Raw genomic sequence first — 12,916 nt, 5'->3', positions numbered from 1 at the left:
TGACGAGCAACGCAGGAAACAAGCGGAAGCTAGGGTGCATTTCTTTTGGTTACGTTTTCTTTGGGCAAGCAAAGAAAAGTAACTCGCCTAGAGGCGAAAGAAAATGCCGAAACAGACCACAGAACCATCCAAAGAAATACCTATTACAACTTCACATCAAATACACGACTCGCTCAGTACTAAAACCAAGCCAGTCATAAACCTTGCCAGAGTAACCGGCGCCGGAATAAAGGCTTGTTTGTGACATAAGCCACCCTTATATCAGGCCACAGGCGCAATCTAAGCTACGCCTTTCACAGTTTAGGCGGGCAAAAGGTAAGTCACCCGCCTGGCGACAAAAAACACGCTAACGGAATTGCGCCAATTCCGTCTCCCTCTGCGTCTTCCCATACCCAGCCTGAACCCTCAACGCCCGGCTGATAAAGCCATTCAGCGTTTTTCTGGCATCATCCACCCACTCTCTATCCGGGAAAATCTGCGGGTATTGATAACTCAACCAGCTATACAAACTCAAATGCTGGCATATCAGTTCGGCCTGTTCCAGATACTGCGCTTGCTGACCTTTTAACCACTCCGGCAATACCGGCAACGCACGCGGGTGCTGATCGGCAATGGCTTGCAGACACTGCACAAAATAATCCCGTGCGATCGGTACCTGTATCGCCAGTGGCGCGCACATCAGGCGGTATTTGTCGCGTATGGTCAGCCTGGGTGCGGTTTCGTCTATCAATAGCGCTTGCTGGTATTGCAAGGGGGTGACTTGCCATTGCAAAGCGTCAAGCCCGGCTTGTCGTTGATACTGTGCGTGCAAATGCTCCACACATTCCGCCAGGCGCCAGGTGGGGATGCGCTGGCTTAATGCTTCGATATCGCCACCACTCACTGCCATAGGCAAGGCAAACGGGGCTACGGTGTCATCGCAAGCCAGCATTTCATTTAAATGCCATTGTTCGTCATCTTCGAGCACGGTGACATAGCCGGTTTCATACAGGCCGTGGCGCCCGGCACGACCGGCGATCTGCCGCATTTCGGTCGCGTTGAGCGGGCGCGGTGCCACGCCATCAAATTTATGGATATTGGCGAAGATCACGCGCCGGATCGGCAGGTTGAGGCCCATGCCTATGGCATCTGTGGCGATCAGTATCTGCGCATCGCCATTGGCAAAGCGTGCTGATTCGCCGCGACGTACCTCGGGCGAGAGTGCGCCATAGATAGTGGCCACATTGAAACCCCACTGACGGATGCGTGCTGCCAGTGTCAGCACGTCCTTGCGGCTGAAGGCAATGATGGCATCGCCAGCCTGCAACACTTTGCGCAATTTGGCGGCGTGGTAACGTTCGCCGCAGATACTGGCTTCTTCTATCACCAGAGGTGTCATGCGCTGCAGGTGGGTGAGGGTGTAGGGTTCATTGAGGGCATCCAGCACGCGGGTACAGCTGGCAGTCACACTGTTGGCGCCGCAGATAAACACCTGTTTGGCAGGAACACCGACTAGGGCGGCTGTCCAGACGCTACCGCGGTCAGGGTCCATCAGCATCTGGATCTCATCTATCACGGCGACCGCTACCGCATGATCTGGCCGCAGCATTTCTATGGTAGAGGCGGTATGCCTGGCCTCTGGCATGATGATGCGTTCTTCGCCTGTCACCAGGTTGCATGGCACCCCCGCCTGCATCAACCTGTCGCGTACCTCCATCGCCAGCAGGCGCAATGGCGCCAGGTAAACGCCAGACTCGGCTTTGCGTAAGGTTTCCAGAGCCTGGTAGGTTTTGCCGGAGTTGGTCGGGCCCACATAAAAGTGGTGCTGGCGTTTTAGCTGGCGGGCGAGGGCGTAGCGGGCCAGGTAGGCTTGAAAATCAGAAAGCGGCATGGCTGCTATTCTAGCAAAACAGTGTTGCAAGCCTGAAATTAGTGATGACGCGGCCTCAATTGCACGGCGCATGCAGCGCAGAAATTTGTCCATCTAGCCATTTATTTGCTAGTTTCCTTTAGAATGGCGAGATGCAAATCAAATTATTACCCGATCAACTTATCAGCCAGATCGCCGCTGGCGAAGTGGTTGAGCGCCCGGCTTCGGCGCTCAAAGAGCTGCTTGAAAACAGTGTCGATGCCGGTAGCACCCAGGTTCAGGTGGCCCTGATACAAGGCGGCACAAAGCTGCTAAAGGTCACCGATAACGGCCACGGCATTGCCAAAGATGAACTGGAACTCGCCCTGACCCGCCACGCCACCAGCAAGATTCAAAGCCTGGATGACCTAGAGCAGGTCGGTAGCCTGGGTTTCCGCGGTGAGGCGCTGGCCAGTATCGCTTCTATTTCACGCACTGTGCTCACCAGCCGCCAGCAGGCTGCCAGCCATGCCTGGCAGATCAGTGCCGAAGGCACGCAGGGCCAGCCGGTAAGCCCGGCAGCGCTGGATGCCGGCACTATCGTCGAGGTGCATGACCTGTATTTCAACACCCCGGCCCGTCGCAAGTTCCTCAAAACCGAGAATACCGAGTTCGGCCATTGTGAAGATGCCTTTACCCGTATCGCCCTGTCGCGCGCGCAAATCGGGTTTTTGCTGCAACATAACGGCAAAGCCATTATGCGGCTGGCCGCCAGCACGCCGCAGCAACGTATCACCGATGTACTGGGTAACGAGTTTGCCGCACAAAGCGTGTGGCTGGATGAGCAGAGCAGTGGTTTGCGCCTGTGGGGCATGACTGCATCACCGACCTACCAGCGCCATAGCCGTGATACACAATATGTGTTTGTGAATGGCCGTTTTGTGCGCGACAAACTGATCGCGCACGCCATCAAGCAGGCCTATCAGGACGTACTGCATGGCGATAAACACCCGGCATTCGTCCTGTTTCTGGAACTGGACCCGTCGCTAGTCGACGTGAACGTGCACCCGGCCAAGACCGAAGTGCGTTTTCGTGAATCACAAGCCGTGCATCGCTTTATTTTCCATAGCCTGCACAAAGCCCTGGGCAAGACTTCGGCCGAGATTCAAGCCAGCCAGCCGGTGCAAGCACCATTCAACCCGTTTACCCCTGGCTTGGCGATGCCGCGTCAACAAGTTGAAATGCCATTGCAGAACCGCTCGGTATTCGATGGCGGCTACCGGGCTGATAATGTCAGCAATCAGGGTGCGGCTATCGCCCAGCAGTTTTATGGTCAGCTTTATGGTGATTTAAAAACGACCGATATCAGTGCATTGGGCAACCAGCAGCAAACGCATTCGCCAGAAGACTACTTAAACCCTATCTCGCTGTCTGAAGCAGTCCTGATCCCGGAACCGGCGCAAGAGCCGCAGCAATATCCATTAGGCTTTGCACTCGGCCAGTTGCACGGTATCTATATTCTTGCCCAAAACGCCCAGGGCATGGTGGTGGTCGATATGCACGCCGCGCATGAGCGCATCATGTACGAGCGCCTGAAAAACGCCCTCAGTGAACAAGCCATAGCCACGCAGCCGCTGCTAATTCCCATGAGTTTTTATGCGGAAAAAGTCGAAGTAGCCACGCTGCAATCGTTGCAAGGCAGCGATACCTTGCAACAGCTGGGTTTTGATATGGCGACCTTATCGCCGACCACCATCGCTATCCGTGCCGTGCCTACCATGCTGCAAGATGCCGATGTAGTGTCACTGGCACGGGCGGTATTGCGTGATCTGCATGAATACGGCGCCAGCCGGGTGCTGCTGGAACGGCAAAATGAAGTGTTAGGCACCATGGCCTGTCATGCGGCTGTCAGGGCCAACCGCCAACTCAGCACCACTGAAATGAATGCCTTGCTCAGAGATATGGAAGCAACCGAAAGAAGCGGGCAGTGCAATCACGGCAGGCCAACCTGGTTTCAGGTGAGTTTGAATGATCTGGATAAGATGTTTATGCGCGGGCAGTAGCTTTGCTATATAGGCCTGGTGCATAGGGTTTTGCCAGCCGGGTCACTGGATTTGTTAAAAAGGGTGTGAAAGAAATGCATGCAAAAGTGTTAAAAACGTTACTTCTAATTCAAATTATTTTTCTCACCGCCTGCTCTACATTAGTCTCAATCTCTCCCAAACAGATTGAACAGCTTCCCCAACTTGAAATCGTCAGGGTGTCGACTCCGCCCTTGATCAGGAATACCTGGACTGAGTCTTATGTGCGGGCTTTTCCTAATGCTACTCTGGCGCAGGGGCTATACGCACGCTCCACCAAAGAAAAAGGCTTATTGCCGCCTGATATTCCTGATTTTGGCGAGATACTTGCAAAACAGATGCTGGTTGATTTTGCAAAAAAGAAAGCCTGGCCTAAAACCACGATAGCGAATAATCCGGTGGTTGAGCTATCCAAGTTAACCCCGGGTAATTATCTGATCATTGAAATCGATGAAATGCGTATTTCCGGCTTAGGGCATTTATATGCCATGCTTAGGGTCAAGCTGCAGGACAAAAACGGCAGCGTGCTATGGGAAAAGCGGGCTGGCTATAACGGCCTTTACTCCTCTAAGGGCGAAAACCTGGATGAGCGCCTGTTGATCGGCAAGAAAAGTGTTGAGCAAGAGTTTGTGCTGGCTGCCAAAGAAATCACCGAAAACTTGATCAGTAGCCTGCCATAGGCGACAAGCAGTAAATAATCCAGGGTTATAGATATTGATCTATTTGCAACGATGTACTGAGCCATACTCAATGGGTCGCCGCTAAATTGGGTAATCATCTCTAAAGCATCACATTGACGGTCTGGCGCTACCTGCAGCAAGCCTTTGTATCGCTTGCGGCGGCTGCCCATAAGCCCTGAGGAAAGCCTGGCGCATGCGTTCTCTATCGCCAAAGCCAGTTTCGCGGGCTATGATTTCAATCTGGTGGTGGCCGGTTTCCATCATCAGCCTTGCCGATTCCACGCGCAGCCGCTCCACGGCTTTCGCAGGCGGCAACCCGGTTTCTTCAGTGAACACACGGCTGAATTGGCGCGGGCTCAGGCTTGCTACTTCGGCCAGGGATTCAACGGATAAATCAGCTTGCAGATTCTCTTTCACATAAGACAGCACCATTTGCACCCGGTCGGACTTTGCGTCGAGTTCTAACAGGGTAGAAAACTGTGATTGACCGCCACCGCGCCGTTGGTGGACGACCAGTTTACGCGCGATCTGCCTGGCTAAATCCAGGCCCAGGTCTTTCTCCACAATGGCTAACGCCAGGTCTATGCCTGCGGTTAATCCGGCGGAGGTCCATATTTGTCCATCCACCACAAAGATCTTGTCTTCATCCAGTTGTACTTTCGGGTAGAGCTTTCTGAATGTGTTTGAATGCAGCCAGTGCGTGGTGGCGCGTTTGCCATCCAGCAGGCCGGCTTCGGCCAGCACAAATGCACCGGTACAAATGGCAGTAATTCTCCTGATATGCCTGGGTGATTCACGCAGGTAATGCAGTAACTCTGGCGAGGGTAGCTGGCAATCGTTATCACCACCCACCATCAGCGTATCGTAGCTGGAATCGGTCAACCGCTCAGTATTGACCGAAAATGTGTGCGAGGTCATCACCGGGCCACCGTGCTCTGACACCAGCCGGAAATGGTAGGTTTTTTCAGTATGCATGAGGTTGGCATATTCAAACACGGTTGAAACCGCCAGACCTAGCGCCTGAAAGTTGGGAAAGACCAATAGACCTATGGTATGCATGATGTTTATTTCTCCCGTATGGCGTGAATAAATGATATGGCATTAAAAATGACAATACCCTTAGTCAGGTCAGTTGTGAATCAAAGGCTATTCAAATGAATTACACTTTAAATCAGACTATATATAAAAATAAAGGACAAAATCTAACGATGGCATAAAACATTGTATATATGTCATTGATGATATATCACTCCAGGATCAAAATGCGTTTCGGCATCACCTACAAGACAAATTTTCATCTGGAGAAATAACATGACATCTACACATAAAGGCACTGCTGTCGTCACTGGAGCTTCAACCGGGATAGGCGCGGTCTATGCCGACCGCCTGGCAAAAAGGGGCTACGACCTTATTCTGGTTGCCAGAAATATTGACAGACTGAATCTGCTGGCTGAACGGCTGGTGCAGGAAACCGGCGTTAAGGTGACGACCATGGCTGCTGATCTGAATGATAAAAAAGCGCTGGCCGAGCTGGAAAAAGTCCTGAAAGAATCTAAAGATATCAGTATGCTGGTAAACAATGCTGGCGTCGGTTCGGTGGCATCTGTCCTTGATGCGGATGTCGATGAGATGGAAGCCATGATCACTTTGAACATCACCGCGCTCACACGCCTCACTTATGCGATCGCACCTGTATTTGCGGCGCAGGGCAGCGGCACTATCATCAATATCGCTTCTGTGGTCGGCATTGCGGTTGAGTTGCTCAATGGTGTTTACAGCGCCTCTAAGTCTTATGTGCTGAGTTTTGGCCATTCTTTACAAAAAGACCTTGCTGATAAAGGCGTGCGTATTCAAACTGTATTGCCTGGCGGCACAGCTACCGAGTTCTGGGACGTGGCTGGTTATGCCAAGGTGAAAGAAGCGCCCACCACCATGAGTGCTGAAGATCTGGTAGATGCGGCGCTGGCTGGCCTGGATAGCGGCGAGCTGGTGACGATCCCACCGTTGCAAGATAATGAAGATTGGGAACAGTGGGAAACTGCCCGCCGTGCTTTGACTCCAAAATTCGCCAATGCAAAACCTGGCCGCCGTTACGGCCTTGCTGCATAATCATTAAGAAAAGGTTGCCTAATGTCTGAAAGCAATAATATACCCACCCATGTCAGCTTGGGTGATCGCCAACTATACCGTATCGGTTTTGGCTCTATGCGTATCACAGGCGCAGGCGTGTGGGGGCAACCTGCAGACCCGGCGCATTGCCTGCAATTACTGCGCAGGTTGCCCGATCTGGGCGTTGATTTTATCGATACCGCAGACAGTTATGGCCCCAATGTCAGCGAAGAGTTGATCGCTGAGGCGCTGCACCCCTACAAACAGCTGACGATAGCCACCAAGGCGGGCTTGACCCGGCAAGGGCCTGATGTATGGACAGCAGTGGGGCGGCCAGAGTATTTGCGTCAATCGCTGTTAATGAGTTTGCGCCGCCTCAAGGTGGAACAGATCGATTTGTGGCAGTTGCATAGAATCGATTCTAAAGTCCCCAGGGATGAACAATTTCAGGCGGTCGCCGAGTTTCAGAAAGAAGGCCTGATAAAACACATAGGCCTGAGTGAAGTGAAGGTGGCAGATATTGAGGAAGCGCAGAAATACTTCAAAGTCGATACCGTGCAAAACCAGTTCAATCTGATCAACCGCCAATACGAGCAGGAGCTGGATTATTGCACTGCCAACCAGATCATTTTTATTCCATGGTATCCGCTAGCCAAGAACGCCCTGGCTGGAAAGCTGGATGTATTGGGACTAGTGGCGAAGAAATACGAGGCCACGCCAAACCAGATCGCGATCGCATGGTTGCTGAAACGCAGCCCTATGATTTTGCCTATCCCCGGCACCAGCAAAGTGCAGCATTTTGAGGAGAATATGCAGGCAATTAATATCAAGTTAACTGATGAAGATTTTGAGCTACTAGCAAATGCTTACAAAACGGCCGCGGCGTAGGCACAGGCTTTACTTGCCAGTCTGAGTAAAGCTTGCTTTTTCCTCTACTCATACAGTACCGCAGAGTCAGCCACTCTTTTTGATGAGTGATATGATGAGTTTTAAGGGCATATTTGATGCGAGGTCGCCATGAGAACTACTGTGACGATAGAAAATTCTCTGTATGAACAAGCACTTAAAGTCGCTGATCCTGCGATGGATAAGGCAGATTTATTCAGAGAAGCGATTAAAGTTTTTGTACAGGTTCAGGCAGCAAAGCGGTTGTCTGCATTAGGCGGTAGTGCACCCGAAATGATTGAGATACCGCGCCCGGCTGCAGATTAATCATCATGGATATCAGGGGCTACTGCGGTACGCCACCCTCAGATAACAGATTATCTGCGCTTTGGTGTGTGTTATGTGCCGACTCACACCAGCTAGCAAAGCGCTTTTCTGCTTAAGCCAGCAACAAGAATACAGTTGGTTTTTTATGCACATCTGGCAGCGGCGATTTTTTCCATTCGGCCACCGTCCTGGTCACAATCAATTCATCCTGTGCCGTGATATTACAGGCCACACATAGCCGTGTCTGTGCTTGCAGGTTGGCTACCAGGTCTTCCAGCATATGCTGGTTACGATAAGGTGTTTCTATAAACAACTGCGTTGCCTGCTGTTTTTTAGAATCAAACTCAATGCCTTTGATCGCTTTGATGCGTTCAGCCTTGTCGCTGGGCAAATAGCCCAGAAAAGTAAACCTCTGGCCATTCAGGCCGCTCGCCATTAAAGCCAGCAGCAAGCTGCTGGGGCCTATCAATGGCGCCACGCGTATGTTTTTCTGATGCGCCACCGCAGCCAGCGCGGCGCCGGGGTCGGCAATGCCCGGGCAGCCGGCTTCGCTCATCAGGCCTACATCCATGCCTTTTTGTAATGGTTGCAGCAATGCTGGTAAGTCTTTTGGCGCTGTGTCTTTAGTCAGCAGGGCGAATGTCAGTTCGCGTATCGCTACCGGGTGTCCGCTGGCGGCTAAAAACTGGCGGGCGGTTTTTTCGTTCTCGACAATAAAGTGGCGCAGGCTATGCATGCGTTGTACGACTTCGCCCGGCAGCACTTGTTGTGGTGTGGTGCCTTCTGCAAGAGGGACAGGAATAAAATATAAAGTGCCGGTAGCCATAGGGGTGTCTAGAGGATGCAAAAAACCGAATTATCCCATGCCAGGCATAAAAAAAGCATTCCGTTCAGGGAATGCTTTTTTAAACACCTCTATCGTCTAGTGATAGCTGATCAATGCCTAGTATTTCACCTGGACTCTGTATTTAAGGGTGACGTCACTCTCGGCCGGTATATTGATCTTCCATGTCGCCTCATGCGCTGAAGTTTTCTCGTGCGCTTGTGAGGCATTGAGAATCTTCCAGTCGCCGTTAATAGGCTCTTTCACGGTGACTGTGACCGCCTCTTTTTTGGCGTTATGCAGGGTGATGGCATAAGCGCTTTCATACAGCGCAGTCTGCTTCTCTTTGGTCAGGTTTTTAAAATCAGTTTGCACGCGGTCTGCGGTCACATCGAACGCATTGCCCAGTTTGAGGCGCACGCTATCGTTTTTAGCGGTGTGGTCTATCTGGTCTTCCCCGACAAACTGTGCGGTGCCATCGTTATCTTTTTTGTAAACGCGCATGGTGCCTTTGGGTAAAGGAATGCCAAGCTTGCTGCTTTCCTTGTTTTCAAACTCTACATAAACCTGAACCTTCTGCTTTTTTTCTGCGTCGCGGTACTGGCCCTGGTAGTAGTAATCAGCACCTGTTAACACCAGCTCTTTACGCGCCGGGATATGTTGCGCCGTCAGCAGGGCCACTTGTTTGGTCTGGTTCTCGGCGATGGTCGTTGCTCTGGGCAACGTATAGAGATGATATTCCAGCAAGCCTTGCTCGCTGGGCATAGGCGCATCGGCGAGCATGGCTTCTGAGCGCATCATCATGGTTTTGGGGCGTATCGCTTCGCGCACGCGATTGACATCACCTGCCACCAGTTGCACCCTGGCGTTAGGGTAAGAGGTGCCGCTGGTATTGTTGAGGGTGACCCAGCCGGAGAGGTCTATGCTGTCTTCTTTGCTGCTGAGTTCGGCCACATAATCGGCTTTCCAGTTCAGGCCGCCGGTCAGGTAGCTGAGCTCCAGGCTGGATTGTTCAACCCCTTTGTATTGCACTTGTGTGGTCAGGGTAGGACGGTCACGCAGTTGGCCGGGCACGTTAGGGTAGGCGATACGGCCAGGAAAGCCGGTTTCGATACGGTTGCCTATCTTAAGCACTATGCCGTTTTGTGCCGAGAGTACAGTCGCGCTTTCTTCAGTCTCGGCGCCGGTGGTCGGGTTGGTTTTGATTACGCTGACTTGCTGGCCGACAAATTTTTCTAACAGGGTTTGCGGGCTGAGCAGGTCAAAATCAAAGTTCTGTTCCAGTACCTGCAGGCTGGTATTCGGCAACAGGCTGCGCAGCAGCGCGGTTTCCGGCTTGATCTGGGCGCTGACATCACGGAATGACAAGGCGGATAAGCCACTGTTTAATTTGAGCTTACGGCTATCTTTCACCAGGGCCAGGTCTTCGTTGTAAATGGTGACGGCGACACCGGTTTGATCTGATTGCGGGCTGATGATGGCGGTTTCCGCGTGAGCGAGTGAAACACTGCCCAATGATAAAAGTAACAGGGAGCTGAGTCGCATGAATATCCTCTCGTTGTTGTGTGTGCTTGTATGCTTGAGACTGTGTTAACGCGACAGCCGTTCAAAAGTTAACAGACGCTTGCAGGCAAGCCTAGCATAGACTATCCGCGTGGCAGAGATAAGACATCGATACCAGCTTGCTGCAGCATATTGACCAGTGCGATCAGCGGTAAGCCTATCAATGCATTGGGGTCGTCACCACGCATATAATCCAGCAGGGCTATGCCCATGCCTTCAGATTTGGCACTGCCAGCGCAATCGTAAGGTTGTTCAAGCCGTAAATAGGTTTCTATCTGCAGCGGCGTGAGTATCTTGAATTTAACGTAATAAGGCACGATAGTCGATTGCATGTGCTGGCTGGCGCTGTCATACAGGCATAGCGCGCTATGAAAGACCACTTCTTTCCCGCTGAGCATGACTAGTTGTTTGACGGCGTTGGCGTGATTTCCCGGTTTGCCTATCTGCAGGCCATCTAGTGTGGCTACCTGGTCGCAGCCTATGATCAAAGCATTCGGCTCAGTCTCGGCCACTTTGCGCGCTTTGCTTTCAGCCAGCCGTAAAGCAGTCTGCGCCGGGCTTTCATTGACCAATGCCGTTTCGTCGATATCAGGCGAGATGCATGTAAATGGCAGGTGCAGTTTTTCCAGCACTTCCCGCCGGTAACGTGAGGATGACGCAAGAATGAGGGTTTGCGTAAGGTCGGACATCAGTGCAGACATAGGATAAAAAAATCCCCGGATAACGATCCAGGGATTTTAGCATTGCTGTTTACTGCTGAAGCAAGATTAATCCGGCTGAATCTCTATCAGTGTCTCGTCCGGCGTCACACTGTCACCTTTGGCGACGTGAATCGCGACCACAGTGCCGGCTTTGCTGGACTGTATCTCGTTTTCCATCTTCATCGCTTCTATCACCAGCACGCCATCACCGGCGTTGACTTTATCGCCAACGTTGACTTTGACCGTCACTATGGTGCCTGGCATGGCGGTAGTCACACAACCCGGGTGGGTAGGGCGCGGGCGACCGCTGGAAGCCACGGCTGCTGCTTTTTTCTTGCCACCGTTGGAGCTGCCGCCATCACTGATCTCCATTTCACTCAGTGTTTCAACAAACACTTCTTCAGAGATGCCATCCACCTTCACATAGTAAGGACGGCGCTCTTCGCCCGCATGGCCGCTACCAGTCAGTTTGATATGGTAGGTTTCACCGTGCAGCGTGATATTGAATTCATTCGGTGCGTAGCGCGCAGCCGCTGTTTGCTGGGTAACGGCTTCTTTGCTCAGCAATTGCTCTGGTTGCAGTGAGCCGGCATTGCGCTCTTGCAGGAAGGTCTGGCCGATATCCGGGAACATGGCATAGGTCAGCACATCTTTTTCGTTGTTGGCAAAGCGTTCGGCTTCACCTTGCAACTTGGTCATTTCAGGTTGCAAGAGGTCCGCAGGGCGGCAGGTGATCACTTCGGCGTCACCCACGGCTTTTTTACGCACTTCTGCATTGACTGCGGCGGGTGATTTGCCATATTGGCCCAGCAGGTAGTTTTTCACTTCATTGGTGATGGATTTGTAGCGGCCACCAGTGAGTACATTCAAGACTGCCTGTGTACCAACGATCTGCGAGGTCGGTGTCACCAATGGAGGGAAACCCAGGTCTTCACGCACACGCGGGATCTCAGCCAGCACTTCATCCATGCGGTTGAGCGCGCCTTGTTCTTTCAACTGGTTGGACAGGTTGGAGATCATGCCACCCGGAACCTGGTTCACCAGTACGCGGGTATCCACTCCGGTGAATTCGCTCTCGAACTGCCAGTATTTTTTGCGTACATCTTTAAAGTAGGCAGTGATTTCCTGCAGTTTGCCCAGATCGAGGCCGGTGTCGTACTCGGTGCCTTGCAAGGCAGCCACCAGGCTCTCTGTGGTCGGGTGGCTGGCACCTTCCGAGAAAGAGGAGTTACAGGTGTCTATGATATCGACACCGTTTTCAACGCTCTTCAGCATCACCATGCTGGCTAAACCAGAAGTGGCATGGCTATGCATATGAATAGGCAGGCTCACTGCGGCTTTCAGCTCCCTGACCAGTTCGCCAGCCAGAGTGGGGGTCAGTAAACCCGCCATGTCTTTCACGCCTATGCTGTCGCAGCCCAGCGCTTCCAGCTCTTTGGCCATGTTGACGAAGTAAGCCACGTCATGCACCGGGCTGGTGGTGAACGATAAAGTGCCGATCGCGTGTTTTTTCACCGATTTAACAGCTTCGATCGCTGTTTTCAGGTTGCGGATGTCATTCATCGCATCAAAAATGCGGAACACATCGACCCCGGTATCTGCCGCCTGTTTTACAAACGCGTGTACCACATCATCTGAATAGTGACGGTAGCCGAGCAGGTTCTGGCCGCGCAGCAACATATTGATAGGCGTGTTGGGCAAGGCCTTGCGCAGTTTGCTCAGGCGCTCCCATGGGTCTTCTTTCAGAAAGCGCACGCAGGCGTCAAAAGTGGCCCCGCCCCAGGCTTCAAGAGACCAGAAACCAATATCATCCAGCTTGCCGGCGATAGGCAGCATGTCATCGGTACGCATGCGCGTAGCAATCAGGGATTGGTGGCCATCTCTTAAAACGAGTTCGGTGACGTGTATTTTGCTCATAA

Annotated in this window: 11 protein-coding genes; 5 read left to right on the top strand and 6 right to left on the bottom strand. The window is 52.3% G+C overall.

Annotated elements, in window-relative coordinates; all coding sequences use genetic code 11:
• Positions 1 to 346: 346 nt before the first annotated feature.
• Positions 347 to 1,870: a helicase-related protein gene (locus ACT6RZ_RS11375; RefSeq protein ID WP_444702218.1), complete on the bottom strand. Its 1,524-nt coding sequence runs from the start codon at positions 1,868 to 1,870 to the stop codon at positions 347 to 349.
• 131 nt (positions 1,871 to 2,001) lie between these two features.
• On the opposite strand from ACT6RZ_RS11375, the gene mutL reads away from it, so the two are divergent.
• Positions 2,002 to 3,891 (top strand): DNA mismatch repair endonuclease MutL, encoded by a 1,890-nt coding sequence (mutL, locus tag ACT6RZ_RS11370; protein WP_444702217.1) that lies wholly within the window; start codon positions 2,002 to 2,004, stop codon positions 3,889 to 3,891.
• A 74-nt stretch (positions 3,892 to 3,965) separates the two neighbouring features.
• The gene (locus tag ACT6RZ_RS11365) at positions 3,966 to 4,589 is read left to right on the top strand and encodes a hypothetical protein (protein WP_444702216.1); all 624 of its coding nucleotides are present in this window, start codon (positions 3,966 to 3,968) and stop codon (positions 4,587 to 4,589) included.
• Between the two features lie 108 nt (positions 4,590 to 4,697).
• On the opposite strand, the gene ACT6RZ_RS11360 is transcribed toward ACT6RZ_RS11365, so the two are convergent.
• Positions 4,698 to 5,648: a GlxA family transcriptional regulator gene (locus ACT6RZ_RS11360; protein ID WP_444702215.1), complete on the bottom strand. Its 951-nt coding sequence runs from the start codon at positions 5,646 to 5,648 to the stop codon at positions 4,698 to 4,700.
• Positions 5,649 to 5,900: 252 nt separating this feature from the next.
• On the opposite strand from ACT6RZ_RS11360, the gene ACT6RZ_RS11355 reads away from it, so the two are divergent.
• The 3 genes from ACT6RZ_RS11355 to ACT6RZ_RS11345 all read left to right on the top strand — a co-directional run bounded on the left by ACT6RZ_RS11355 (position 5,901) and on the right by ACT6RZ_RS11345 (position 7,910).
• On the top strand, positions 5,901 to 6,698 hold the full coding sequence (locus ACT6RZ_RS11355) for an SDR family NAD(P)-dependent oxidoreductase (RefSeq protein WP_444702214.1): 798 nt from the start codon (positions 5,901 to 5,903) through the stop codon (positions 6,696 to 6,698).
• Between the two features lie 21 nt (positions 6,699 to 6,719).
• A complete protein-coding gene (locus ACT6RZ_RS11350; protein ID WP_444702213.1) occupies positions 6,720 to 7,586 on the top strand; it encodes an aldo/keto reductase in 867 nt (288 codons plus the stop codon).
• A gap of 129 nt (positions 7,587 to 7,715) precedes the next feature.
• Positions 7,716 to 7,910, top strand: coding sequence for a type II toxin-antitoxin system VapB family antitoxin (locus tag ACT6RZ_RS11345; protein ID WP_444702212.1), 195 nt, complete (start codon positions 7,716 to 7,718; stop codon positions 7,908 to 7,910).
• A 112-nt stretch (positions 7,911 to 8,022) separates the two neighbouring features.
• Here ACT6RZ_RS11345 and ACT6RZ_RS11340 read toward each other — a convergent pair whose 3' ends face one another.
• The 4 genes from ACT6RZ_RS11340 to oadA form a co-directional block, all read right to left on the bottom strand.
• Positions 8,023 to 8,736: an SAM-dependent methyltransferase gene (locus tag ACT6RZ_RS11340; RefSeq protein WP_444702211.1), complete on the bottom strand. Its 714-nt coding sequence runs from the start codon at positions 8,734 to 8,736 to the stop codon at positions 8,023 to 8,025.
• A gap of 117 nt (positions 8,737 to 8,853) precedes the next feature.
• Positions 8,854 to 10,278 carry a DUF4139 domain-containing protein gene (locus tag ACT6RZ_RS11335; RefSeq protein ID WP_444702210.1) on the bottom strand — a complete coding sequence of 475 codons (1,425 nt, stop codon included), beginning with the start codon at positions 10,276 to 10,278 and terminating at the stop codon, positions 8,854 to 8,856.
• Positions 10,279 to 10,379: 101 nt separating this feature from the next.
• Positions 10,380 to 10,997: a Maf family nucleotide pyrophosphatase gene (locus tag ACT6RZ_RS11330; protein WP_444702209.1), complete on the bottom strand. Its 618-nt coding sequence runs from the start codon at positions 10,995 to 10,997 to the stop codon at positions 10,380 to 10,382.
• Between the two features lie 66 nt (positions 10,998 to 11,063).
• On the bottom strand, positions 11,064 to 12,914 hold the full coding sequence (gene oadA / locus ACT6RZ_RS11325; RefSeq protein ID WP_444702208.1) for a sodium-extruding oxaloacetate decarboxylase subunit alpha: 1,851 nt from the start codon (positions 12,912 to 12,914) through the stop codon (positions 11,064 to 11,066).
• Positions 12,915 to 12,916 lie beyond the last annotated feature (2 nt).

It is taken from the genome of Methylophilus sp. (assembly GCF_052437885.1).
In the GTDB taxonomy this organism is placed as follows: domain Bacteria; phylum Pseudomonadota; class Gammaproteobacteria; order Burkholderiales; family Methylophilaceae; genus Methylophilus.
This window is presented reverse-complemented; position numbering and strand designations above follow the sequence as displayed.

Coding starts and splice junctions, on each gene's coding strand:
- ACT6RZ_RS11375 (WP_444702218.1), bottom strand. CDS start 1,870: ATGCCGCTTTCTGATTTTCAAGCCTACCTGGCCCGCTACGCCCTCGCC.
- oadA (WP_444702208.1), bottom strand. CDS start 12,914: ATGAGCAAAATACACGTCACCGAACTCGTTTTAAGAGATGGCCACCAA.
- ACT6RZ_RS11360 (WP_444702215.1), bottom strand. CDS start 5,648: ATGCATACCATAGGTCTATTGGTCTTTCCCAACTTTCAGGCGCTAGGT.
- ACT6RZ_RS11330 (WP_444702209.1), bottom strand. CDS start 10,997: ATGTCTGCACTGATGTCCGACCTTACGCAAACCCTCATTCTTGCGTCA.
- ACT6RZ_RS11365 (WP_444702216.1), top strand. CDS start 3,966: ATGCATGCAAAAGTGTTAAAAACGTTACTTCTAATTCAAATTATTTTT.
- ACT6RZ_RS11335 (WP_444702210.1), bottom strand. CDS start 10,278: ATGCGACTCAGCTCCCTGTTACTTTTATCATTGGGCAGTGTTTCACTC.
- ACT6RZ_RS11350 (WP_444702213.1), top strand. CDS start 6,720: ATGTCTGAAAGCAATAATATACCCACCCATGTCAGCTTGGGTGATCGC.
- ACT6RZ_RS11340 (WP_444702211.1), bottom strand. CDS start 8,736: ATGGCTACCGGCACTTTATATTTTATTCCTGTCCCTCTTGCAGAAGGC.
- mutL (WP_444702217.1), top strand. CDS start 2,002: ATGCAAATCAAATTATTACCCGATCAACTTATCAGCCAGATCGCCGCT.
- ACT6RZ_RS11355 (WP_444702214.1), top strand. CDS start 5,901: ATGACATCTACACATAAAGGCACTGCTGTCGTCACTGGAGCTTCAACC.
- ACT6RZ_RS11345 (WP_444702212.1), top strand. CDS start 7,716: ATGAGAACTACTGTGACGATAGAAAATTCTCTGTATGAACAAGCACTT.